Genomic DNA, 24,135 nt, shown 5'->3' on the forward strand with positions numbered 1-24,135 from the left:
TCAGTAATTTTGAGTTCGGGAACACCGCAGCGATCAACCGCTGCACGTGGGACGAAACCAAAAAGGGCATGCTTCAACACTAACATGAACCGGGCAGGCAGCGATTGGAATACGCCACCAGTACGCGGGCAGAACGGCGGTAGAAAACATGTGGGGCGGGCCCCGAGGTGGAGGCACTTTGCCGCGGAGTTCGCGGATGAATAGTTCATTGCGTTACCGAGCTATCAAGCGCTCCCCGAGCACCATCCCCAGGTCTGTGCGGCTTAGCTCCGTGGCTCGGGCTAGAAAAGGACCGGGGCTTGTTCTGAACGATCCGGATTTTCCATCCGGAGCAGGTAGGTCTTGGTCTCCAGCCCACCCAGATAGCCGCCGAGCGAACCATCGGTGCGCAGGACCCGGTGGCAGGGCAGGACGATAGGCAGCGGATTGGTGGCGCAGGCCGATCCAACCGCGCGCACCGCCTTGGGCTTGCCGAGCCTTTCGGCCATCCGGGCATAGCTCCAGGTTTCGCCGTAGCCTATCTGGCTCAGTTCCAGCTGGACTTGCCTGCGGAATTCGGTCGAGAGGCGCAGGTCCAAGGGCACTTCGAATTCCTGCCGGTCCCCGGCAAAGTACTCTTCGAGCTGCCAGGCGACATTGTCCAGTTTTGCTGGCGCGCGCAAGATCCGCGCACCCACTTTGCCGGACAGGATATCGAGGATCGATTCATGCCCCTCGCTTTCGAAGGCGACCCGAACCAGCCCCACCTCCGTGCAGGCCATAAGCAGCCGCCCGATGGGCGAATCCACTACCCGATAGGCGATATCGATCAACTGCTGCTCCCCCGCGCTACGCTCCAGGCGCGTATGGAGCTCGCGCAGCAGCTGCGCCTCGGATGAGGTCGGGTTGGAGTCTGGAGTTTGCGTGTTCATCGGTCGCCTCCTGGTAGTTGATCCTGCGACAGGTGGGTTCGCAGGTTCTTGATTCCGTCGGCTGAAGCACGCCGGGCAGCATCCGCGCTGCCGGAGAGAATCTCGGCGATTTGGGCATAGCCGAGCCCACCCAGATAACGGTAGGCCACGACCAGCCGCTGCTTTTGTGGCAGCAGCTTCACTGCCTGCCACAGCTCCATGTTTGCCACGTGGTCCTCCGCGCTGGTCTCGGACGATGCCCGAGTGGCTGGCTGGACCTCTGCTTGGCTGAGTTCTGGTTTGTGCCGGCGGAGCTCATCGATGGCCTTGCGATGGGCGATGCGCACCAGCCACGCCTGGACATTCGCCTCCTCATCCAGCTCCGGGTACGCCTTCAGCGCGGAGAGAAACGTTTCGGACCAGGCATCCTGCGCGCGGTGCTCATCGAGCAGGGCGCGGCAAACCCGAAGGACGCTCAGCCCGTGGGCCTGGACGATGCGTTCGAATGGCTGTTTCATGCTGCTCCTGGTTCGGTGCTTTCACCATGTAAACGTACCGCCGCGATGTTTTGTGAGGTTTCGTGGGGATTTTTCTTCGAGAAAGATTCTCCGCGGCTGCCTAGCGGTGCTTAAGCAGTACCGGCCCGGTGCCGGATAATCACTGGGTGGCAAACGAGCCTAGCGGGCGTCCGCAAGATCGTGATCCTGAACGAGTTCGGCGAGCCGGGCAAGGCTGACCGGAATGACTTCTCCATTTTCCACTCCCCGCTCGGCGCGGGTCCCGGCGAGCGCGTCGCGGGTGATGCGCATGGCGGCCCCATGGCTGACCACCAGCATGCGGCGGCCGGGGTTTGCCTGAATCAGTTCGGTCAAGGCGAGCAGCATCCGCTGCAGCACCAGTTCACGGCTCTCGGCTTGCCCCGCCAGCGCAGCCGCTTCCCGCTCGGTCACTTCGATCATGACCCGCCCTTCGAGCGGACCGAAGCCGCGTTCAACCGCGTGAGCAACCGGGGCACCGGTGTCGACGCCGAGTTCCGCGGCGATGAGCGCGGCGGTCTCCTGGGCGCGGGACAGCGGGGAGGCGAGCACCAGATCCCACCCCTCCCCCATGAGCGCTCGCCCGGCCGCGCGCGCCTGTTCGCGGCCGGTCTCGTTCAGCTCGATGTCCGTGCGGCCCTGGAGCCGACCCGCAAGATTCCAGTCGGTCTGCCCGTGTCGTACCAGTGCTAGCGCGGTGTCCATAATTCGAGCATAGGGTAACCGCGGCGCCGCACCCGAATCAGTCTGCGCTTCAACCTTCGCAACCTTAGGACTCATTGTTGGGTCATCCCAGGACATATTGACAGACTATTACTTAACCATCCCGAGCGGCCGAGAGATCTGGTTTGATGACGCCGCAGCAACCTGCCACAGCCGGTGGATCAGGTGCTACCGCCAGAACCGATGGAGCTGCTTTCCACTGGACTCCAGGGGTTATGCGACATTGACCCGGGATTCCTGCCGAAGACCCAGTCGACAAGGAGTCGTAAGCCACCATGGCCGACCACAAGTTTGGATTCCGCACCCGCGCGCTACACGCAGGCGGCACCCCCGATGCCGAGCATGGCGCACGCGCCGTGCCGATCTACCAGAGCACCTCATTCGTCTTCAAAGACACCGATGATGCGGCGAACCTGTTCGCCCTGCAGAAATACGGCAACATCTATTCGCGCATCGGCAATCCGACCGTGGCGGCTTTCGAGGAGCGCATGGCCTCCCTCGAAGGGGGCATCGGCGCGGTAGCCACCGGCTCCGGCATGGCAGCCGAGTTCGTCACCTTCGCGGCGCTGGCACAGGCCGGAGACCACATCGTGGCCTCTTCCAAGCTCTACGGCGGCACCATCACCCAGCTGGACGTCTCCCTGCGCCGCTTCGGCATCAACACCACCTTCGTCGATTCCAACGAGGCGGCCGACTTTGAGGCTGCCATCCAGGAAAACACCAAGGCCGTCTACACCGAGATCGTGGCGAACCCCTCCGGCGACATTGCAGACCTGAAGGGCCTGGCCGAGGTGGCGCACCGGCACAACCTGCCGCTGGTGGTCGACTCCACGCTGACCCCGCCGTACCTGCTGCGCCCTATCGAGCACGGTGCGGACATCGTGATCCACTCGGCGACCAAGTTCATCGGCGGCCACGGCACCACCTTGGGTGGTGTGGTCATCGAGGCCGGCACCTTCAACTGGGGCAACGGCAAGTTCCCCACTATGACCGAACCGGTGCCGAGCTACGGCAACGTGTCCTGGTGGGATAACTTCGGCGAGTACGGCTTCCTGACCAAGCTGCGCAGCGAGCAGCTGCGCGACTTCGGTCCCTCCCTGCCGGCCCAGTCGGCCTTCCAGCTGCTGCAGGGTTTGGAGACGCTGCCGCAGCGCATGGACAACCACTTGGCCAACGCGAAGCAGATCGCCGCGTGGCTCGAAGCCGATGACCGCGTCGGCTATGTGAACTACGCGGGCCTGGAATCCCACCCACAGCATGAGCGGGCCACCGAATTGCTTCCCCTGGGCGTCGGCTCGGTCTTCAGCTTCGGCGTGAAGGGTGGGCGTGCGGCCGGCACCAAGTTCATCGAGGCGTTGCAGCTGGCCAGCCACCTGGCGAATATCGGCGATGCGCGCACCTTGGTGCTGCACCCGGGCTCCACCACGCACCAGCAGCTGAGCGCCGCGCAGATGATTGCCGCCGGCGTTCCGGAGGACCTGATCCGCTTGTCGGTTGGCCTGGAGGACGTCGAAGACATCATCTGGGACCTTGATCAGGCGCTGAGCGCCTCGCAGGCAGCCACCGCGGACGAACAGCTCGACACTCCCACCTATGACGGCGCCGCCTGCGCCGTGCCAGCCGCTTCGAAGGGAGCGAACTAATGAGCATCGAAGAACGCACCTGGCAGGCGCCCGGCGCGGCCGAACGCCTGCAGATCCTGCGCGATACAAAGGTCATCGCCATTGTTGGCGCCTCGAATAAGCCCTCGCGTGCGAGCTATTTCGTCGCCACCTACCTGCTGTCCTCCTCGAAGTACAAGGTGTACTTCATCAACCCGGTGCTCGACGAGATTCTGGGCCAGCCGGTCTACAAGTCGCTGGCGGATCTGCCGGAGACCCCGGATCTGGTTGAGGTCTTCCGAAAGCACGATGACCTTCCCGGCGTACTGGATGAGGCCGTGGCGGTGGGCGCGAAAACGCTGTGGCTGCAGCTTGGATCCTGGCATGAGGAAGTCGCCGCACGCGGCGAGGCGGCGGGCCTGAACGTGGTCATGGATCGCTGCGTCAAGATTGAGCACGCACGCTTCCACGGCGGCTTGCGCCTGGCCGGCTTCAACACCGGAGTCATTTCTTCCAAACGCCAGATCCTGGCGTAGCGCTCGGCTCAATACCTCGATCGGTGGGTTCCCTCTGCGGAGAGGACCCACCGATTTTTGTCTTTTGAACGGATAACCCCACGCAAGCAAAGATTAATCCACAATATTTTTGGATTTCATCTTGACTACCCCACGCAAACGGGCATAAAGTCATGGAAACACAGATTCGTGTGTTGTAGATCATGACTTCATGGAGGCGCAGATGTTTGCCGAGGAAAGACACCGGCTAATCACTGATCAGTTGGCGAATGCCGGGAAAGTAACCGTCGCTCAGCTGGCCCAGCGCTTCGAGATCACCGCCGAAACGGTCCGCCGCGATCTGGCCCAGATGGAATCAGAGAACCTCTTGCGCCGGGTGCACGGCGGTGCGGTCGCGGCCAGCGAGGCGAGCACCCGCGAGGAAAGCTATGTAGCCCGCACTGCCATCCACGCCGAGGCCAAGGCCCGGATTGCCCAGCGCGCGCTGAGCCTGCTCCCGGTCTCCGATGCCTCGGTCATTCTCGATGCGGGAACCACCACCGAGATTCTCGCCGAACGCATGGTGAAAACCAATGCAGGGTCGGGGCTCGTGGTGATCACCCACGCGCTGCCGATCGCCACCGCGCTGATGCAAAGCCCGCAGATTGCCTTGGAAATGATTGGCGGACGAGTTCGCGGAATCACCGGCGCCAGCAGCGGGGCGCGCACCGCACAGGAATACGCGAACTACCGCGCAGACATTGCTTTTATCGGAACCAACGGCCTGCATGCCGGCTTCGGGCTGAGCACCCCGGACCCGTTGGAAGCCGCCGTCAAAACGGCGCTGGTCGCCAGCGCCCGCCGGGTGGTCCTCCTGGTGGATTCCTCGAAATTCGAGCAGGAAACCCTGGTCCGCTTCGCGCGGCTGGACCAGGTGGACACGATCGTCACCGATCACGCCCCGGAAGCCGAGCTGTCCCGCGCCCTGGAACTAGCCGAGGTAGAGGTAGTGGTCGCATGATTATCACCCTGACCTGCAACCCGGCCCTGGACAAGACCATCGAGCTGCTGGATCCGCTGGCCCACGGAGCGGTCCAGCGCGCGGCCAGAAGCCACACCCAAGCCGCCGGCAAGGGAGTCAATGTTTCCCGGGCGATCTCGATCGCCGGTGCCCAGAGCCTGGCATTGCTCCCCGGAGCGGCCAATGACCCCTTGATCGCGGCGCTGCGCGGCGACGGGCTTGAGTTCAAGGCGCTGCCCATCGATGGGCCCTTGCGCACCAACATCGCCATCACCGACCCGGACGGCACCACCACGAAGATCAACGAATCGGGTCCGGTGCTCACGGCCGAGGCGCTGAACGCACTGAGCGCGCTGGTGCTGGAATCCGCTGGCGCAGCCCAATGGGTGGTGATGGCCGGCTCGCTGCCACCGGGAGCACCCGCAGATTTCTACGCCCAGCTCACCGCGGCACTGCGCGATGCGCTCGGGGTGAATTGCCCGCACATCGCCGTGGACACCTCCGGTGAACCGCTGCGCCAGCTCTTTGCCCACGGCCCAAGCCACGTCCCGGATCTGATCAAGCCAAATGCCGAGGAACTGGCCGAACTGGTCGGTTCGCAGCTCACCGAGGAGCAGCTCGAGGCCGACGCCGAGCTGACCGCGAGCACCTGCCGCGACCTGCTCGAACGCGGGGCCGGCGCGGTGCTTGCCACCCTCGGAGCGCACGGCGCCGTGCTGGCAACGGGCCAGGGCGCCTGGCATGGCTGGCACCAGCCGATCACCGCCCGCAGCACCGTGGGCGCCGGAGACTCTTCGCTGGCAGGCTACCTGCTAGCGGCCATCTCCGGGGCAGCACCGGATCAGTGTCTTGGCTCCGCCATCGCCTACGGCGCCGCGGCGGCTTCACTTCCCGGCTCAACCATTCCCGCACCATCCGATCTCACCGTGGACGCCGTCACCGTTCTCGCACTAACCCCAAGGCAAGGATCATAGCTATGAGCGACCTGATCACCACCCAGCTCGTCACCCTCGACGCGCACTTGGGCACCTCGACCTCCGAGGTCATCAACCATCTGGCGCATTTGGTGGCCCAGGCCTCCCGCGCCACCGACGCCTCGGCTTTGGCCGAGCATGCGCTGGCCCGAGAAGCCAAAACGGCAACCGGCGTCCCCGGGGGCATCGCGATCCCGCACTGCCGTTCGGCGGCCGTGACCATCCCGACCCTGGCCATGGCGCGCCTGGCCACCCCGGTGGACTTCGGAGCCAAGGACGGCCCGGCGGATCTGATCTTCTTCATCGCCGCCCCGGAAGGCGCCGACAAGGATCATTTGAAGCTGCTCTCCAAGCTGGCCCGCGCACTGGTCAAGAAGACCTTCACCGGCGCCCTGCGTGAAGCCAAGAGCGACGAGGAAATCGTCGCACTGGTCTCCGCGGTGATCTCCGATAGCCCCACGGTGCCTGCCGCGGCGGGCACCGCACCTGCCGCGCAGCCCGAAGCGCCGGCTGCTACCGCGAAGGTCTCCAAGATCGTTGCGGTCACCGCCTGCCCCACGGGCATCGCGCACACCTACATGGCGGCCGACTCGCTGGCGCAAAGCGCCGAGGAGCTCGGCATCGACTTCGCCGTGGAAACCCAGGGCTCCTCCGGCTCAACCGCCTTGGACCCGGCGGTTATCGAAGCCGCCGACGCGGTGATCTTCGCGGTAGACGTGGATGTGCGTGACCGCTCGCGTTTCGCCGGCAAACCGGTGATCCAGGTTCCCGTCAAACGCGGCATCGACGAGCCGGAAAAGCTCTTGCAGGATGCCATCGCCGCGGCCACCGATCCCAACGCACGCAAGGTTCCCGCCGGCACGGCCGCCGCGGAATCCGAACAGGGCGGCGGCAAGCAAGGCTTCGGCGCCGACCTGAAGCGTGCACTGCTCACCGGCGTCTCCTACATGATCCCGTTTGTCGCCGGCGGCGGTTTGCTGATCGCCTTGGGCTTCCTGCTCGGCGGTTACGACATCACCGACGTGGCCGATCAGTACCTGGCGGAGACGACGCTGTTCAATCTGCCGGACGAGGGGCTCCTGGCCTTCCTCGGCGCGGTCGCCTTCAAGATCGGCGGGTTGTCCATGGGCTTCCTGGTGCCGGCGCTGGCCGGCTACATCGCCTACGCCTACGCCGACCGTCCGGGCATCGCCCCCGGTTTCACCGCCGGTGCGGTGGCCGGGTTCATGGGAGCCGGTTTCCTCGGCGGTATCGTCGGCGGCCTGATTGCCGGACTGGCGGCACGCTGGATCAGCTCGTGGAACGTTCCGCGCTGGCTGCGCGGCCTGATGCCGGTGGTCATCGTGCCGCTACTGGGCTCGATCATCGCCTCGGGGCTGATGATCCTCTTCCTCGGCGGCCCGATCGCAAAACTCACCGAAGCCTTGAACTCATGGCTATCGGGCATGTCGGGCACCGCCGCGGCAATTCTTGGACTGATTCTCGGCCTGATGATGGCGGTGGATCTGGGCGGACCGGTCAACAAGGTCGCTTACTCCTTCGCCGTGGCAGGTCTGGGAGCCGGCTCGATTACCGATAACCCGGCACCGCTGATGATCATGGCGGCGGTTATGGCCGCGGGCATGGTTCCACCACTGGCCATGGCGCTGGCCACCGCGGTCTCCCCGAGGCTCTTCACCGGGGCCGAACGCGAGAACGGCAAGGCGGCCTGGCTGCTCGGTGCCGCGTTCATCTCCGAAGGGGCAATCCCCTTCGCCGCGGCGGATCCGCTGCGCGTCATCCCGGCCTCGATGGTCGGCGCCGGGGTCACCGGTTCGCTGATCATGACCTTTGATGTGGTCAGCCAGGCACCCCACGGCGGAGCCTTCGTCTTCTTCGCGATGAACAACACCTGGCCGATGTTCTTGCTGGCAACGCTCATCGGCACGCTGGTTTCCGCGGCGCTGGTGATTATCTTGAAGAAATTCGTCCGCAAGTCCGCGACGCCGGGCGTAGAGAATGCGAAGGTCGGCGCATGAGCACCCACAGCGTAGAAAAGTTCTCCGGCGTCGGGGTCAGCGCGGGCCGGGTCATCGGCACCGTGCGGCGCATGCCCGATCCGATCAGCGCCCCGGCCGACGGCGCCCCGTTCGCCCCGGGGGCCAGCGTGGAGAGCGAAACCGCCCGACTGGCCGAGGCCACCGCGACGGTCGCGGCACAGCTGAAGGAACGCGCGGCGCATGCCACCGGAGACGCTCAAGCGGTGCTCAAGGCCACCGCGCTGATGGCCAGCGACCGCAGCCTGCTGAAGTCCGCGACGAAGCTTGTCGCCTCGGGCACCTGCGCCGAGTCGGCGCTCTGGGAAGCCGCCGACGCGGTGGCCACCCAGCTTGCGGCGCTCGGCGGCTACATGGCCGAACGCGCCGGCGACGTGCTGGATGTGCGGGCGCGCATCGTGGCCCAGCTGCGCGGGGTCCCCGCCCCGGGAATCCCCGACTCGGACGAGCCCTTTGTGCTCGTTGCGGTGGACCTGGCGCCGGCGGATACCGCCACCCTGGATCCGGCCAAGGTCTTAGCCCTGGTCACCAGCGACGGCGGCCCGCAGTCCCACACCGCGATCATCGCCCGCTCCCTGGGCTTGCCTGCCATCGTCGCGGCGAGCGAGACCACCGCGCTGCGCGATGCGGACCGGGTGTACGTGGACGGCATCGACGGGCTGGTGGTGCGCAACCCCACCGAGGTCGAGGTCGCCATCGCGCGCACCTACGCCAACCGCGAGCAGCTGCCGGACTTCGACGGCAGCGGCGTGCTGGCCGACGGGCACCGCGTCCCGCTGCTGGCCAACGTCGGAAGCGGCGAGGACGCGCAGGCGGCCGCCGCGGCCGGAGCCGAAGGCGTGGGCCTGCTGCGTACCGAGTTCTGCTTCCTGGGACGCGAAAAGGAACCTTCCCACGAGGAGCAGGTCGCGGCCTACGGTGCGGTCTTCGCGGCGTTCGCGCAGCAGAAGGTCGTGGTGCGCACGCTGGATGCCGGCGCCGACAAGCCATTGCCATTCCTCACCGATGCCAGCGAGCCGAACCCGGCCCTCGGGGTGCGCGGCTACCGCACCGATACCACCAGTCCCGGCGTGCTGGCCCGCCAGCTCACCGCGATCTCCGAGGCGGCCGCCGCCCACCAGGCCGAGGTCTGGACCATGGCCCCGATGATTTCCACGCCCGCCGAGGCACAGGATTTCGCGGCGCTGGTCGCCGAGGCGAAGCTGCCCACCGCCGGGGTGATGATCGAGGTGCCCTCGGCCGCGCTGCTGGCCGAGCGGATCCTGGAACGCTGCGATTTTGTCTCCATCGGAACCAACGACCTGACGCAGTACACCATGGCCGCCGACCGGCAGCTGGGTTCGCTGGCGGAACTCAACGACCCCTGGCAGCCTGCGGTGCTGCACATGGTCGCGGCCACCTGCGCCGGGGCGCAAGGCGCCGGGGCGCAAGGCGCCGGGGCCAAACCGGTAGGCGTGTGCGGTGAAGCCGCGGCGGATCCCGCGCTCGCGGTGGTGCTGGTCGGGCTGGGAGTCAGCACGCTGTCGATGAATAAGCGTGCGCTCGCTCCGGTAGCGGCGGTGCTGCGCACCGTGGACCTGGCGGCCGCGCAGGATTTGGCACGCCTCGCCTTGCAGGCGGCCTCGGCGGATGAGGCTCGCGCTCTGGTGCGCGCGCAGCTGCCCGAACTGGACCGTTTCGGACTGTAACCGAAGACCTAAGTACTTTAAGCTTACGAATACCACCGATCAGAAGGAGCCATCATGGCAGAACGTACAGCAATCATTGGAAGCCGGGTTGGCCTGCATGCCCGTCCGGCTGCAATCTTCGCCGAAGCCGCCGGTGAGCTTCCGGTTGAGGTCACCATCGCGCTGGAAGGAGAACCTGCCGAGGACGCGCTGGATGCCTCGAGCATCCTCTCGCTGATGGGGCTGGGAGCCGAATACGGCACCAAGGTAGTGTTGCGCGCCGAAGGCGAAGGAGCCGAGGCCTCCCTGGAGCAGCTGGTCACGCTCCTGGAAATTGACCACGACTCCGAGTAGTCAAAGCTTCTCTGCTTAGCCCCGTGCCGCACCCATCAAGGGTGCGGCACGGGGCTTTTGCGTGCACCCGAATTTACTGATTGACAAAATTCAATCAGTGGCCGGATAATTGGATTTACACGCATCTATGCAGGAGCACCCGTGAGCCGCGTGCAAGACTCGGTGCGGCACCTAGTTAAACCATTCACCCACCGAGATTATGCGCTGCTCATCATGCGCGCTGCCGCGCAACCGGCTGCGCAGAGTTAGCCGTGAAATTCGCGCCGTGGGGCGTGGCAGCTTGGCGCCAGCGCCATGGGAGGTGGATGGTTGAAGGATGAGTTCGTTCTCCCGTCACTCCTACCGCTTTTCCGCGCTGGCTATCGCCATCGCCTTGCTTGCCGGCTGCGCCGCACAGCCCGCGGCGCAGCCGACACCCGCCGAGCCAAGCCCCGAAGCCGTGGACTGCGCGGCCACCAAGTGCGCCGCGCTGACCTTTGACGATGGGCCCGGAAAGTTCACCGACAGGCTTTTGGACGAATTGGGCGCGCAGCACACCCCGGCCACCTTTTTTGTGCTGGGCAAAAACGTCAAGAAGCACCCGGAAGCCCTGGAGCGCATGGTCCAAGAGGGACACCAGATCGGCAGCCACACCTTTGACCACAAGGATCTGACCACGTTGACCGCCGAAGGCATCGAGCAGGAGGTGCAATGGACGGAGGAAGCGATCGAAGAGGCCGCCGGGGTGCGCCCCGCTGTCCTCCGCCCGCCCTACGGTTCCCACGGCGCGGTTTATGACCGGCTGGTGCCCTACCCGCTGGTGCTGTGGGATGTGGACACGATGGATTGGCAGCATCACGACCCGAAAAAGACCGTGGAAATAGCCATGGAGGAGGTCAGCCCCGGCTCCATCATCTTGATGCACGACATCCATGAAAGTTCGGTCCAGGCCGTGCCGCAGCTGGTGGAAGAACTTCGGCAGGCGGGCTACACCCTGGTGACCGTCGAGCAGCTTTTCTCCGGAACCGAGTTCAAGGATTCCAAGGCCTATGACAAGCGCAGCATGCCGCACAGCTGATAGGTTCCGCTATGGAGCCTGCTCGGCGTAGAGCCTGAGCTGATCGAGCATATCTCCCTCGGCCTCGCGCACCGAGGCGGCAAGCTCTTCGCATTGCTCAACGGTGAGGTCCGGATTGATCACCGCCACCTGGAGCACCACTTCGGTGTATCCGGCATCGTCTTTCAGGTCAAAACGGTAGGAGAGGCCATCTGGATTTTCGGAAGTGTGCGCCACCAGCAGGCGGTTCTCGATCAGGTCGTGGATCCGGTAGTGGCGTTCGTGCTTGCCTACCCGATATATCAACTGCGTGCCTACGCGTAGCTGCACGTCATCGGAGTGCATGGTGGCGATGCCCGGCATCCATAACGGGGTGGCTGCCCAGTCGGTCAGCAGTTCCCAGACGCGGTGCACCGGCAGGTGAATCACCACGGTGCTTTCAAAGACGCTGAACTGGCTCATAACGGCATCGTCCCACCAATCATGCGATATGGAAATAGCAGGATCCATTTTTCCGCTCCGGCCTGCCGGTTTCGGCGAGCAAAAAACCGACCCGTCCACGGCGCACCCTGGGCGGATCGGCTTCGTGCTGGGGGATCTGGGTTTACCAGTTGTCCTCGTCATCGGCTTCGGAGGTCCCCAATTCGGGTTCCTGCTCCTGGTCGAAGTTGTACCAGGCTTCGGTGAAGCCCACCATCTCGTCCAAGGCTTCCTGCTGATCCTCGTCCAGCGCCTCAAGCGCTTCGTCGTTGTTCAGGATCGCTGTCACCGCAAGGAACGGGTGGCGCTCAAAGTAATCCAGTGGAGTGGCTGCCCGATTGAAGGTCAGGTCTTCGCTCTGCGCAAACAGCTCAATGTATTGCCCCACGGCGCCCGGCAATCGGGTCAGCGAGATGCCGGATAGGGATTCGTTGTAGATTTCGGCAGTGGCATCGGCCCACTGCTCAATGAGCTCTTCGCTCATTTGTGCCATCTGATTCTCCGCCTTGGTGGGTTGGGATTGGATTGCTCTCGTATTCCGTAGGAATTCAGCTTAAACCGTCCCACGGGGCATGCCAAGGCGATAGGAGTGGGATTTATCATTGCCCGCGTGCGCACGCCACGCCATCGGCAGAAGGCCCGGTCCTCCGCGGCAGCTTTCGCATCGCTCGGGAGGCCGGTTTCCGGGTGCCTGGCAGAGGTTAAAGCGCCCAGCGAGCGCCGTCGGGGCACTCGCTGGGCGCTGCGCCTTGGAGCCGCCTAGTAGGCCTTGACGCCCTGCTCCACGATCAAATGGATCAACGCAAAGGTTTTCTCTCCGTCGATTGCGGCGAGCGCCGCTTCGACTGCCGCGGGAACGTCCGCGTCCTTTTCGACGCGCGCCCCGTACCCGCCGAAGGCCTGGGCCATCAGCGCGAAGTCCGGGTTCTGCAGCTGCGTGCCGGAGACGCGGCCCGGGTACTGGCGTTCCTGGTGGGTGCGGATGGTGCCGTACTGCTGGTTGTCCATGACGATGACCAGCGGGGTGGCGCCATACTGGGTGGCGGTGGCCAGCTCCTGGCCGTTCATCATGAATTCGCCGTCCCCGGCGATGCTGACCACCTGGCGTCCCGGGTAGGACAGCGAAGCGGCCACCGCCGAAGGGATGGAATAACCCATCGAACCGTTACGCGCCGAGAGCATCGAGGCGTAGCCGTTGGTGGGGAAGTAGCGATGCGCCCAGTTGGTGTGCTCGCCGGCCCCGAAGGTCACCATGGCATCTTCCGGGAGGGAATCGACCAGGTTGGCCATGAGAGTTGCCATCCGGGCTTGGCCTTCCGCCGGAACCGCCGAAGGCAGCTGGGCGAACTTCTCCTGCTCGCCGCGCATGCGGCCAGTCCATGCGCGCCAGGAATCCTTGACCTTCAGATCCATGAGCATCAGGTCGCGGACGAAAACGTCGGGCTTGGCCACGATCTGGTGCGAGACGGGCCCCGAACGGCCACGCAGCGAGGGGTCGATGGTGACCAGGAAATTCTTCTTATCCCAGTTCTGGCGGATGTTAAAGCCATCGGTAATCACGTCTCCGGGCACGGTGCCTACGAAGATGAGCAGGTCCGTTTCTTCAAGCAGGTCATAGGTGGGCTTGGGACGGCCGTACCCGATGGGCCCCACATATGACGGGGAGTTGAACGGTACGGTTCCTTCGCAACGCCATTCGGCGGCGGCCGGCAGGTCGTGCTCTTCGAGCCAGCTGGTGAAGTTTGCCGCCCCCTCATGGGACCAGTCGTTGCCGCCGAAAATGAACAGCGGCTTATCGGCTTCCTGCAGCGCCTCGTTCAACGCCTTCCAGTCGGTGACCGTCATGCCGCCGGTAGCGACAGGGATCGCAGGGTGCACCTCCGCAGGCACCTGCCGGGTGATGATATCTTCGGGCAGTCCGACCACCACCGGGCCAGGGCGTCCGGACATGGCGGCGAACATGGCTTCGGCGACGATTTCCGAGGCGCGATCGGGGTGGTCCAGGATCATCACGCGTTTGGCGCCGGTACCGAACCAGGCCTTTGGATCGAATTCTTGGAAGGCCTCCTTGCCCCGGTGCTCGAAGGGAATCAGCCCCACGAAGAGCACCAGCGGAGTGGAGTCCTGCCACGCGGTGTGCAAACCGACGTGGGCGTTCGCGGCACCCGGGCCACGGGTGACCATCGCGATTCCCGGGCGCTGGTGCATTTTGCCATCGGCTTCGGCCATATAAGTGGCTCCGCCTTCATGGCGGCAGACGATGGTGTCGATGGCCGAGTGGTGCAGGCCGTCAAGGACGTCGAGGTAGCTTTCGCCCGGTACGACGTAGGCGCGCTCCACGCCATGGGCTGCAAGGGTGTCGACAATGACGTGTCCGGCCGACTTCATTGTCGACGGCTGACCATTTTCACTCATCTTTTAGGCGTCTTTCTATCGAAAACTTGGGGGACGCGCATACGAAAAAAGGTGCCACAGAGGCACCGGATGCAACGTTGCGTCGTCCTGAAACAGTACTCGAGTCCACGCAGCATCGCACAAGATCCATGGATTGCTACGCAAATATGACAGACTGCCCAGCGATCATTCATATCGCTCGTCAAATTGTCCATAAAATTACGGCGGGTAGGTCAGTGTGTTCCATCACAGCAACCAAGGGTAAATCGGGCAGGTCGCACCGCACTTCACCCGCAGCCTGCCGGGCCGCGCCTCGGATGCCCCGCAACCGTCGAGGCAATCACCGGGCAAGCTTCATGTGTTTGACGACACACCGCTATCACCAATAGCCTGTAGAACAACAAAAGTTTACTTACGGTAATCTCGATTGCCCGCCCTCACAGAACACAGGCCACCTTCATGGAATACATCAACGGAATAATCGTTGCAGCTTATCTGGCGGCAATGCTGCTCTTCGGATGGTGGGGAAAATCGCGCACCAAGAACAGCAGCGACTACCTCGTCGCCGGACGCCGGCTAGGCCCCTTCCTCTACACCGGCACCATGGCGGCCGTCGTGCTCGGCGGCGCCTCCACCGTGGGCGGCGTCGGGCTGGGCTATAAATGGGGCATCTCGGGAATGTGGCTGGTGGTCGCCATCGGGGCCGGAGTCATCCTGCTCTCGCTCTGCTTCGCGCCGACATTGCAAAGACTGAAGGTCTTCACAGTGTCGCAAATGCTGACCCTGCGCTACGGCAGCAAGTCGGCCACCAACACCTCGGGCATGGTCATGCTCGCCTACACCCTGATGCTCTGCGCGACATCCACCAGTGCGTACGCGACGATCTTCGTGGTGCTCTTCGATTGGGAGAAGTGGCACGCCATCGCCATCGGCGGGGCGATCGTGGTGGTCTACTCGACTATCGGCGGCATGTGGTCAATCACCCTGGCAGACCAGGTGCAGTTCATCATCAAAACGATCGGCATCTTCTTCTTGATGCTGCCCTTCGCCTTGAACGCAGCCGGCGGAATGGCTGGCATCCGCGAACGAGTGGATGCCGAGTTCTTCAGCTTCACCGGCATCGGGTTGCAGTCAATCATCACCTACTTTGTTGTCTATACCCTTGGCTTGCTCATCGGCCAGGACATCTGGCAGCGCGTATTCACCGCTAAAACCCCAAAGGTGGCCCGCTGGGGCGGCACCACCGCAGGAATTTACTGCATCATCTATGGCGCTGCCGGAGCGATTATCGGCATGGCGGCCCGGGTAGCCCTGCCGGACATCGTCGGAGCTGACTCCAACCAGGACGTGGTCTACGCGGAGGTCGCAACCCAGTTGCTGCCGGTTGCCGTAGGCGGCTTGGTCATGGCCGCTGCGGTGGCTGCAATGATGTCAACCGCATCCGGCGCATTGATCGCCGCGGCCACCGTGGCACGCGCCGACGTCACCCCCTTTGTTGCCAGCTGGTTCGGCAAGACCGTCCAGGCCAACTCCGACGAAAATCCGGAGCATGACGTGCGCGCAAACCGCATCTGGGTCCTGCTCCTCGGCATAGTCACGGTCTCGCTGGCGATTCTGGTTGATGATGTGGTCGCTGCGCTCACCATCGCCTATGACATTCTGGTCGGCGGACTGCTGGTCGCCATCATTGGCGGGCTGATTTGGAAGCGCGGAAACGGCATCGGTGCCGCGGTCTCCATGGCGGCCGGTACAGTCGTCACCCTGGGCACTATGATCATCTTAGAGATCCAGGCCGAGGAAAAATTCGCCGGCGTATACGCAAATGAGCCGATCTACTACGGACTAATTGCCTCGGCGCTGACCTTCGTGATCGTCTCCCTGCTCACCCGACCCACCTCCGCGCAGGTCATCGAGCATTGGAATCAACGAGTGGCAGGCAAGATCCAGGACGCTCCGGCCAGCACTACGGCACAGGAGTCAGCACTCTAGACCAGTAGGCAACATCGGGGCGAACCCTCGTATTCGAGTCCCGCGCTCAGCCGTGAACGTCGCTGAGCACGGGGCTCGTTTTGTTATTCGGCATCCAGCGTCACGGAATAGGCTGCGCAGGAATCCGGGAGGGCCATGAAATTATGAGTTCACAATTCAGCAGGACGCGTCTTTGCCGTACGGGAACTTGGAAACAGCAGTTTTGCAGCGTTGGAATCTCGGCATCTTTATCGCTCCCGCCAAATTGAAACCCTTTATTTCCGATCTGTCGTTAATGCTCATATTTTCATCACCTGAAATAGTAGGTGCGGCAGCTACCCTAGGCCGAGCATGATGATTGCCACGGTGACCATGATGATCAGCTTGCTGGTGGTGCTGGCCTTTTGGCACCTTAGCGGTAATGCGCAGTTTTTTGGCCTTTAGCGGCGCACGGCAATTAAAGACCAAACTTCTGGGCGTTAATGCTCACCATGCACTAATGCACAGGATTCTGCTCATTAAAGTCACCGACCTACTAAAACGCAAAAATCAGTACATTATGATGTCATTGGGGTTAATTCACGATAAAATGGGCTTTAAGAGAAAGGCGGGCGCATGCGAAACGACCCCAAAGCCATAGGAAGCACCTTGCGCAAACAGCGCATCGACCTCGGACTGAGCCAAGAGGACGTCGCCGACCAGCTCGGCATCTCCCGCAACACCATCAGCGCGATCGAAAACGGCAAGCTCGGCAACGCCAACATCCTGCTCGAAATCATGTCCCTCCTCGGCCTGGATCTGCTCATCGCCCCACGCCACTCCGGCGAAACCAACGCCATCCGCAACAGCATGGCCCGCAACGCCCGCAGCATCCACCACCGAGTCAAGAGGAGCTGACGTGGCAGACCCGCAACTGGCGCTATGGTTCGACGGAGTGCACACGGCCACCATCACCGATCACGGCTTCGGCACCATATCCCTGCAGTACACCCCCGAAGCTCAAAACAGCAGCGCACTGCTGTCCACCAAGCTGCCCATCCGGGAAGAACCCTACCCCTGGGTCGAATGCGTCCACTTCCTGGACGGCCTGCTGCCAGAAGACGACGTCCGCAAAATGCTCGCCGACAAGGCGAGAATCCCGCACGAGGACACCTTCATGATGCTCGGCGCCTACGGCAAGGACTGCGCCGGCGCCGTCCAAGTGCTCCCCCTGGGCGAAGAGCCCAACAACGAACCGCACAAAATCCGCTGGACCACCGACGAGGAACTGGCCAAAGCCATCGCCAGCCTGCCCACAGCACCCCTGGGCATCGGCATCGACAGCTCCATCCGGGTGAGCCTGGGAGGACTCCAAGGCAAGCTGCTCGTAGTCCGCGACGGACCCCGCATCGGCATGCCCCTGGACGGCAGTCCCACCACCCACATCCTCAAACCCGCGCGGCTGAATGAAGACGGCACCGAACAATGGCCGTCCATCGCCGAGCTGGAACTGTTCGGCCTGAGACTGGTCGAAGCCTCCGTGCGCCTGAGCCGCTCCAAACGCCAAATCGCCGCCGCCGCCGAAGTCATCACCGTCCAAGGCCGCAAAGCAATCCTGGTTGAACGCTACGACCGCGACGCCCAATCCAAACCGGTGCGGCGCATCCACCAGGAGGACTTCTGCCAAGCGCTCGGCATGAAGCAGAAGTACCAGAAACCCGCAGAGAACTCCCCCACGCTGAAGCTAATCGCCCAGGTCCTCACCGACAACGCTTCAAATCCTCCGCAAGAGCGAGAACTGCTGCTCAAATACCTGACCGTGAATCTGGCCTTGGGGAACTGCGACATGCACGCCCGGAACATCGGATTGACCATCGACCGCGGAACCGTGCGACTGGCGCCGGCCTACGATGTGGTCCCCACCGCCGCATGGGCGCATGCCGATCGCGAGCTGTCCCTGCACGTAGGCGCCGGTGCGCACATCGACGAGGTCGATGGAAGGCATCTGATGGATGAAGCGGCCTCCTGGGGTGTCCCTTCGAAAATTGCCGCCAGGCAGATCCGTACCGCCCTGGGAGAGATGCTTGATGCGCTCCCGGCGCTCATCGAGCAATCGCGCGCAGAAGGCTGGTTCACCCCCATGATCCTCGACGTTGCCGATGACACCAGAAAACGCATCGGCCGGCTCACCCCGCCAAGTGCCTAGCGAAAAGGGAGCTGGACCCTAGTTCCTCACTCACTTCGCGCACGCCCGCATCGAGAGGAGACTCGCCTGGTTCAGGCTTGCCACCCGGGACCATGAAAGTTGCCGTACCTCGTTTGCGGACTGCCAGAACCTGCCCGGCCTCGTGCCCGGTAATGCCCGCTGACAGTAATCTGTTCTGGAATTCGAGTTTCTTCTTGATCCACCCACGGGCTGGGTGTGCATGTTCGGAGAAACCACCATGCCCGCCATCCAATCCTAGGACTTCATCTTGGGGTGCCTGAATCCCACTACCAACACGTCTTAGGTTCGAGCGCACGAAAAAAGAGCCGTCGCAGTTCATCAATCAATGAACTGCGACGGCTCCCAAATGTCTAGAAATTAATCCTTAAGCAGATCGTGGCGCACGATGGTCTGATCGCGGTCCGGACCCACGCCGATGGCGGAGATCCGCGTGCCGCTGATCTTCTCCAGGGCCAGAATGTAGTTGCGCGCATTCTCTGGCAGATCTTCCATGCTCCGGGCTTCGGAGATGTCCTCGGTCCAACCCGGGAAGTACTCGAAGATCGGCTTCGCGTGGTGGAACTCGGTCTGCGTCATCGGCATTTCGTCGTGGCGCACGCCGTCAACGTCGTAGGCCACGCAGACCGGAATCTGCTCAATGTTGGTGAGCACATCCAGCTTGGTCACGAAGTAATCGGTGAAGCCGTTTACACGCGAGGCGTGGCGGGCGAGCACCGCGTCATACCAGCCGCAACGGCGCGGGCGACCGGTGTTCACACCGAATTCGCCGCCGGTGGTCTGCAGGTAGATCCCCATCTCGTCGAACAACTCGGTGGGGAAAGGGCCTGCGCCCACGCGAGTGGTGTAGGCCTTGATGATGCCGATCGAACGGCTGATGCGGGTCGGGCCGATGCCCGAACCGACCGAGGCGCCGCCAGCGGTGGGGTTCGAGGAAGTGACAAACGGGTAGGTGCCGTGGTCAACGTCCAGGAAGGTGGCCTGGCCGCCCTCCATGAGCACCACCTTGCCCTCGTCCAGCGCGTTGTTCAGCTCGAAGGTGGAATCGATCATCAACGGGCGCAGGCGATCGGCATAGGACAGGAAGTACGCCACGATGTCCTCGACGATCACGGTGCGCCGGTTGTAGATCTTCACCAGCAGTTCGTTCTTCTGGCGCAGCGCGCCTTCGACCTTCTGGCGCAGGATCGACTCGTCGAAGACGTCCTGCACGCGGATGCCGAGGCGTCCAACCTTGTCCATGTAGGCGGGGCCGATGCCGCGGCCGGTGGTGCCAATGGCACGCTTGCCCAGGAAACGCTCGGTGACCTTGTCCATGGTCTGGTGGTACGGGGCCACCAGATGGGCGTTGGCCGAAACGCGCAGCTTCGAGGTATCGGCGCCGCGGGCTTCGAGGCCATCGATTTCTTCGAAGAGCGCTTCGAGGTTCACCACGCAACCGTTGCCGATGATCGGAGTGGCATTTGGCGACAGGATGCCGGCTGGAAGGAGCTTGAGCTCGTACTTCTCACCGCCGACGACCACGGTGTGCCCGGCGTTGTTGCCGCCGTTTGGCTTGACTACATAGTCGACGTGTCCACCGAGCAAATCGGTAGCCTTGCCTTTGCCTTCATCGCCCCACTGGGCTCCGACGATCACGATTGCTGGCATGGGATCCTCCCCCTTGCATAAAGCAGCGGTTACGGCGCTCTTCACGCCGTCCCGGCACGGTGCCGGGCAAAAAATATGCCCCTGTACTTCTCACTTGGCCCAATGGGCTCAATGTAAGAGTTAGGGGCTCTTACGACCAAAGTTTACCGAAACGATTAGGGAATCTCGAGCTCAGCGTCACGGTGTCGTCCCCGCCGGCCATATGCGACGACGAGAAAGGCTATTCCCGCGAAGGCCACGGCAATGGAAACAACGTACAAGCCGATGACTCCGTATCCCTGATCCGGGTCGAGGAAGGGATAGGGGACCCACCCATCGACGGCCCCGCGAACCAGCACCACCCCGGTCCAGAGCAGCGGGTAAAGCAGGAGCACCGGTACCGCCGTGTAGGGCAAGGCCTTCCGCTTCTTAGCCAAGAGCCAATCGGCCAGAACCAGGATTGGGCCGAGAATATGCATCACCCAATTCGCCCACGGCAGCGGCACCCCGCCGGCAGCTCCCAAGGGTGCCAGCAAGGTGATATAGATCAGCCCGACGGCCACCATGCACATACTGGCCAAGGCCCGCAGGCCCACAACCCAGCGTGGCACCGCGGCACCCTTGGCTAGGCCCATCACCCCGGCGACGAGCCCGACGCCTACCACGATCAGGTTCGACTGGATCGTGAAGTAGCCAAAGAAATTCATCGCTTGCACCGGGCCTCGCGACGCGGTGTCCGCATAAGTGGCCAAAATAGCGCCCAGGGTGACCAGCGCCCAGAAGATTCGAGCGAGGTTGAGATAGCGCACGGTTTTTTGAGGCGTCTTCACCTTCGAAGATTATCGTCTAGCGCTGTAGTATCCAATGGCTTTAGCTAAGCGACCTGTAGCTTCCGGAAAATTACCGGACCCAGGAAACGCCAATGGCACCCGTTGCGGTGCAACAATAGCCCCAGAACCAACCGAGGGCTTGACTCTCACACGGTGTCAGGGCGGAGAACTTAAAGCATGTTATCCATTGGAGCGTTTGCGCAGATCGGTCAGGTGACTCACCGGATGCTTCGGCACTGGGACACCGCCGGGCTGCTTGTGCCCGCCCACGTCGACGAGTTCAGCGGCTATCGCTCGTATGATCCTGCGCAGCTAGAACGCCTGCACCGGATCGTTGCCTTGCGGCAGCTCGGTTTTGGCCTCGAAGACATCTCGCTGATCTTAGCTCAGGGAATGGATGCAGCACATATCGCTGAGCTGCTGCGCGTGCGTCATGCTCAAGTCGAGGCCGAACACCGGTTGGCGACCTCGCGGCTGCGAGATGTCGCCCGGCGTCTTGACCTCATCACCAAGGAGAAACTCATGTCTCACATCGAGATAATCCACAAACCCCTGCCTGCGGTGCGTCTAGCGGCCGGCCGGTTTTCCGTTAGCGAACAACCCGAAATTGCCGGATCCCTCGGCCCATTATTTGACCAGGTCGCAGGCGCACTTCGAGGGGCTTCGCTGACCACCCCGATTGCGCAGTACACCGGGACCGAAAACGGCGTGGACGTGATAGCCGGGTACCTCAGCGATGCCCCGCCAAGCGATGAATTTGAGATCATTGAGCTTGAGGAAGTACCCGAGGCGATTTGCGGGATTCACCTCGGCCCCATGGATCGAATCCATGAGAGCTGGCAAGCGGTGCATGGCGAAGTGCTTGCCCGTGGGCTCGTTCCAGCCGGCCCGTGCCGCGAACTTTATGTGCGCGCAGAGTCCGAAGACCAGACCGATTGGGTGACCGAGCTTCAACAGCCGGTCACCGATCCAAACCGCTAATGATTCACCGGGGGCTTCTGCCCTTGGCTTCTGCTGCGAGCTCAGATCCATTGCAGGGGCCGCGGGACATCATTATCTTCCATTTCCGGATGGCCGTAACGCCAGGCACGCTGCGCGATCAACAGCGCACCGAGCATCAGAAGCAAAGCCACCGCAAATTTCAGTGGTTCAAAAACGCTCAGCACGCTGGCAACCACAAGAATCATGGTATTTCTGCGGTATATTCGCGCTACGTCCCGGGCCTGCGTCTGGATAAAGACTCCCACGCTCAGCCGATAGGCCAACGTTATGACTAGCTGCAAGAACAGTGCCGAAACATCTGCGAACAGCGACTGTCCAAATAAGGCAACCGCCCCGGACAGCGCGAACAGCGTCACTTCGAGTATATGTCTCAGATCCAGCCACGCTCTTCGGCCAGCAACACCGCTTGCTGGCGGGTAGCAACATTCAACTTAGCCAGAATCGCAGAGATGTAATTGCGCACGGTTCCGGGGGCAAGGCCGAGTGCCCTGGCGATCTGGCTCGTGGATTCTCCACGCCGGCCCGCGCGCAACACGTCCAGTTCCCGCTCGGTCAACGGGCTGCGCTCCTCGCTTAGCGCATCGGCGGCAACCTCGGGGTCGACGTAGCGTGCGCCTGCCGCGACGCGGCGGATGACCTCGGCCACCTCGTTGGCGCTTCGCGACTTCGGGAGGAATCCGGCGACGCCGGATGCCAGGGCCCTGCGCAACACCCCGGGGCCGGCATGCCTGGTCACCACAACACAGCGGGTCGCGGCCAACGTACCGCTCAGCCGGTCGGCCACCTGGACGCCGTCAAGTTCTGGCATTTCCAAATCGAGCAGGCAGATATCTGGCTTTAGTTTCTCTGCCATAACAACAGCCTGCGCACCGTCGGCGCATTCGGCAACCACTTCGATGTCGTCCTCTAAAGACAACAGGGCCGCCACCGCCGAACGAATCATTGCCTCATCATCTGCGATTAATACTCGGATCATCATTGCTCTTCCTTAGGACTCATCGCCGGCACCAGCACTACGACCGTGAACTCATGTTTTCCACGTTGCACCTGAACCGAGCCAGCGGCTTCGGCCACCCGGCGACTGATCCCCTGCAGCCCCGATCCATCCGCACCATCCTTGGCAGCTGCTGCAACATCATTAGTGATCTCGTAGCGCCATTGGTCTTCCTCGCGCCTCAACGACAGCTGTGCGCGCTTCCCGCCGCCGTGACGGAGCACGTTGGTTGTCGTTTCACGAATGATCGGCCCGAGAGTGGCGGCGGGTGCCGAGTTTGCCTCGGCAGACACCACGGCATTCACCGAAGTTCCGGCAGCCCTGAGCAGGTCAACCGCATTATCGATCTCGTCGCGCAGCGGAACACCACGGAAGCGCATGGCCAGATCTCGGGTGCCCTGCTGGGCTTCGGCAACGCTTGACCTGGCCAGCCGCAGCTGTTGCAGCGCCGCCTGCGGGTCACGCGCCAGCAGCCGTTCGGAGAGTTCGAGCTGCAACGCGATCACCTGCAGGTGATGGCCCTGCAGGTCATGTACGTCGGTCGCAACCCGCAGCCGCTCTTGGGTGGCCCCCAACCGTGATTCCGCCGCCCGGGCGCGGTCAAGTGTGGCAAGCACGTCCCACCACCACAGTGAGCTGACGGTCATCGCTGGCAACACAATGGTCGCGATTCCCAGTGTCCACCAGCTGTCCCCCTTGGCGGAGGACACCGCTGGCAGGTCGATAAACCACAGGCCTCCAAGTAATACCAGCGTGGTGATGACCAAGCGCATGCGCACGCCGCGAGGCCAGTTGAGCAACATCAGCGATTGCACGATGGGCAACGCGCCCACCACCCAAAGCCCGCTGCTCAGACCCGCCACCAGCGCAAATACCGCGCTGATGAGTAGTGGAAGCAGGATGCTGCGCCATTGCGCTGCGGCTCCGGCAGTTTCATCTCGGCGCCGGTATTGCATCAGCAAGGAAATCGTCGCGGCGCACCACACCAGTCCCCCAATCGACATGATGGCCATGGAAGCAGTGCCCTTGTCCAGGTTGGCCAGCGCGCCGACCCATAAGAGCAGGATCGTGAGCTGAAACATCAACAAAGCGGCCACCGTGTACCACCAAGTGGCGGTGATTCCCGTACTCAGCCTGCGCGAACCAATCGATCCGGGGCCAAAGTTCTCAGTCGGATCGGCAGGTAAAAGAGCACTCATTTCTTCAGTATACGGGGATGACATTTGTCATCGCCCAAACATGCAAAGCTCCCTGTCACAAGTGACATTTAGACACTTACCGTGGCACCGAAAACGCGATGAAA

At 62.9% G+C, this 24,135-nt stretch carries 24 protein-coding genes; 12 read left to right on the forward strand and 12 right to left on the reverse strand.

Features of this window, described 5'->3' with window-relative positions; translation table 11 throughout:
* Positions 1–281: 281 nt before the first annotated feature.
* The 3 genes from CIK76_RS09400 to CIK76_RS09410 all read right to left on the reverse strand — a co-directional run bounded on the left by CIK76_RS09400 (position 282) and on the right by CIK76_RS09410 (position 2,206).
* The gene (locus CIK76_RS09400) at positions 282–911 is read right to left on the reverse strand and encodes a methylated-DNA--[protein]-cysteine S-methyltransferase (protein WP_096285711.1); all 630 of its coding nucleotides are present in this window, start codon (positions 909–911) and stop codon (positions 282–284) included.
* Complete coding sequence (locus CIK76_RS09405) at positions 908–1,408, reverse strand: sigma-70 family RNA polymerase sigma factor (protein WP_096285713.1); 501 nt, start codon at positions 1,406–1,408, stop codon at positions 908–910. Before CIK76_RS09405 ends, CIK76_RS09400 begins: the two co-directional genes overlap by 4 nt.
* Before the next feature lie 159 nt (positions 1,409–1,567).
* Complete coding sequence (locus CIK76_RS09410) at positions 1,568–2,206, reverse strand: histidine phosphatase family protein (RefSeq protein WP_176484154.1); 639 nt, start codon at positions 2,204–2,206, stop codon at positions 1,568–1,570.
* 218 nt (positions 2,207–2,424) lie between these two features.
* Between CIK76_RS09410 and CIK76_RS09415 the strand changes: the two genes are divergently transcribed.
* The 8 genes from CIK76_RS09415 (at position 2,425) to CIK76_RS09450 (ending at position 11,353) form a co-directional block, all read left to right on the forward strand.
* Positions 2,425–3,792, forward strand: coding sequence for an O-acetylhomoserine aminocarboxypropyltransferase/cysteine synthase family protein (locus CIK76_RS09415; protein ID WP_096285717.1), 1,368 nt, complete (start codon positions 2,425–2,427; stop codon positions 3,790–3,792).
* Complete coding sequence (locus CIK76_RS09420) at positions 3,792–4,286, forward strand: CoA-binding protein (RefSeq protein ID WP_096285719.1); 495 nt, start codon at positions 3,792–3,794, stop codon at positions 4,284–4,286. The genes CIK76_RS09415 and CIK76_RS09420 overlap by 1 nt, the downstream gene beginning before the upstream one ends.
* Before the next feature lie 202 nt (positions 4,287–4,488).
* Entirely contained in the window at positions 4,489–5,265 is a 777-nt protein-coding gene (locus CIK76_RS09425; RefSeq protein WP_096286019.1) for a DeoR/GlpR family DNA-binding transcription regulator, read from the forward strand.
* Complete coding sequence (locus CIK76_RS09430; protein ID WP_096285721.1) at positions 5,262–6,239, forward strand: 1-phosphofructokinase family hexose kinase; 978 nt, start codon at positions 5,262–5,264, stop codon at positions 6,237–6,239. Before CIK76_RS09425 ends, CIK76_RS09430 begins: the two co-directional genes overlap by 4 nt.
* 2 nt (positions 6,240–6,241) lie before the next feature.
* A complete protein-coding gene (locus CIK76_RS09435) occupies positions 6,242–8,257 on the forward strand; it encodes a fructose-specific PTS transporter subunit EIIC (protein WP_096285723.1) in 2,016 nt (671 codons plus the stop codon).
* Positions 8,254–9,963 (forward strand): phosphoenolpyruvate--protein phosphotransferase, encoded by a 1,710-nt coding sequence (gene ptsP, locus CIK76_RS09440; RefSeq protein ID WP_096285725.1) that lies wholly within the window; start codon positions 8,254–8,256, stop codon positions 9,961–9,963. The genes CIK76_RS09435 and ptsP overlap by 4 nt, the downstream gene beginning before the upstream one ends.
* A 54-nt stretch (positions 9,964–10,017) precedes the next feature.
* Entirely contained in the window at positions 10,018–10,296 is a 279-nt protein-coding gene (locus CIK76_RS09445) for an HPr family phosphocarrier protein (RefSeq protein ID WP_096285728.1), read from the forward strand.
* A gap of 316 nt (positions 10,297–10,612) precedes the next feature.
* Positions 10,613–11,353, forward strand: coding sequence for a polysaccharide deacetylase family protein (locus tag CIK76_RS09450; protein WP_096285730.1), 741 nt, complete (start codon positions 10,613–10,615; stop codon positions 11,351–11,353).
* Positions 11,354–11,362: 9 nt separating this feature from the next.
* On the opposite strand, the gene CIK76_RS09455 is transcribed toward CIK76_RS09450, so the two are convergent.
* From CIK76_RS09455 to CIK76_RS09465, 3 genes are all read right to left on the reverse strand, one after another.
* Positions 11,363–11,794, reverse strand: a complete 432-nt coding sequence (locus tag CIK76_RS09455) for an SRPBCC family protein (protein ID WP_176484155.1) — start codon at positions 11,792–11,794, stop codon at positions 11,363–11,365.
* 142 nt (positions 11,795–11,936) lie between these two features.
* The gene (locus tag CIK76_RS09460; protein WP_141393521.1) at positions 11,937–12,305 is read right to left on the reverse strand and encodes a hypothetical protein; all 369 of its coding nucleotides are present in this window, start codon (positions 12,303–12,305) and stop codon (positions 11,937–11,939) included.
* A gap of 266 nt (positions 12,306–12,571) precedes the next feature.
* Positions 12,572–14,227 carry a thiamine pyrophosphate-dependent enzyme gene (locus CIK76_RS09465; protein WP_096285736.1) on the reverse strand — a complete coding sequence of 552 codons (1,656 nt, stop codon included), beginning with the start codon at positions 14,225–14,227 and terminating at the stop codon, positions 12,572–12,574.
* Between the two features lie 438 nt (positions 14,228–14,665).
* Between CIK76_RS09465 and CIK76_RS09470 the strand changes: the two genes are divergently transcribed.
* The 3 genes from CIK76_RS09470 to CIK76_RS09480 all read left to right on the forward strand — a co-directional run bounded on the left by CIK76_RS09470 (position 14,666) and on the right by CIK76_RS09480 (position 18,359).
* Positions 14,666–16,195: a sodium:solute symporter gene (locus tag CIK76_RS09470; protein ID WP_096285738.1), complete on the forward strand. Its 1,530-nt coding sequence runs from the start codon at positions 14,666–14,668 to the stop codon at positions 16,193–16,195.
* A gap of 594 nt (positions 16,196–16,789) precedes the next feature.
* Positions 16,790–17,071, forward strand: a complete 282-nt coding sequence (locus CIK76_RS09475) for a helix-turn-helix domain-containing protein (protein WP_096285740.1) — start codon at positions 16,790–16,792, stop codon at positions 17,069–17,071.
* A gap of 1 nt (position 17,072) precedes the next feature.
* Positions 17,073–18,359: a HipA domain-containing protein gene (locus tag CIK76_RS09480; RefSeq protein ID WP_096285742.1), complete on the forward strand. Its 1,287-nt coding sequence runs from the start codon at positions 17,073–17,075 to the stop codon at positions 18,357–18,359.
* Here the strand turns inward: CIK76_RS09480 and CIK76_RS09485 are convergent.
* The 3 genes from CIK76_RS09485 to CIK76_RS09495 form a co-directional block, all read right to left on the reverse strand.
* Positions 18,340–18,699 (reverse strand): NUDIX domain-containing protein, encoded by a 360-nt coding sequence (locus CIK76_RS09485; protein WP_096285744.1) that lies wholly within the window; start codon positions 18,697–18,699, stop codon positions 18,340–18,342. The genes CIK76_RS09480 and CIK76_RS09485 overlap by 20 nt on opposite strands.
* Before the next feature lie 38 nt (positions 18,700–18,737).
* The gene (locus tag CIK76_RS09490; protein ID WP_096285746.1) at positions 18,738–20,027 is read right to left on the reverse strand and encodes an adenylosuccinate synthase; all 1,290 of its coding nucleotides are present in this window, start codon (positions 20,025–20,027) and stop codon (positions 18,738–18,740) included.
* A gap of 155 nt (positions 20,028–20,182) precedes the next feature.
* On the reverse strand, positions 20,183–20,836 hold the full coding sequence (locus tag CIK76_RS09495; RefSeq protein ID WP_141393522.1) for a Pr6Pr family membrane protein: 654 nt from the start codon (positions 20,834–20,836) through the stop codon (positions 20,183–20,185).
* A 177-nt stretch (positions 20,837–21,013) separates the two neighbouring features.
* Here CIK76_RS09495 and CIK76_RS09500 point away from each other — a divergent pair, with 177 nt between their 5' ends.
* Positions 21,014–21,817, forward strand: a complete 804-nt coding sequence (locus CIK76_RS09500) for a MerR family transcriptional regulator (RefSeq protein WP_096285751.1) — start codon at positions 21,014–21,016, stop codon at positions 21,815–21,817.
* A gap of 41 nt (positions 21,818–21,858) precedes the next feature.
* Here CIK76_RS09500 and CIK76_RS09505 read toward each other — a convergent pair whose 3' ends face one another.
* The 3 genes from CIK76_RS09505 to CIK76_RS09515 are packed head-to-tail and all read right to left on the reverse strand — an operon-like array spanning position 21,859 to position 24,031.
* Positions 21,859–22,194 carry a hypothetical protein gene (locus CIK76_RS09505; protein WP_096285753.1) on the reverse strand — a complete coding sequence of 112 codons (336 nt, stop codon included), beginning with the start codon at positions 22,192–22,194 and terminating at the stop codon, positions 21,859–21,861.
* 14 nt (positions 22,195–22,208) lie between these two features.
* On the reverse strand, positions 22,209–22,814 hold the full coding sequence (locus tag CIK76_RS09510) for a response regulator transcription factor (protein WP_096286021.1): 606 nt from the start codon (positions 22,812–22,814) through the stop codon (positions 22,209–22,211).
* Entirely contained in the window at positions 22,814–24,031 is a 1,218-nt protein-coding gene (locus CIK76_RS09515; RefSeq protein ID WP_096285755.1) for a histidine kinase, read from the reverse strand. Before CIK76_RS09515 ends, CIK76_RS09510 begins: the two co-directional genes overlap by 1 nt.
* Between the last annotated feature and the right edge of the window lie 104 nt (positions 24,032–24,135).

The sequence above is a fragment of the Glutamicibacter sp. BW80 genome (assembly GCF_002332385.1).
Taxonomy (GTDB): Bacteria; Actinomycetota; Actinomycetes; order Actinomycetales; family Micrococcaceae; genus Glutamicibacter.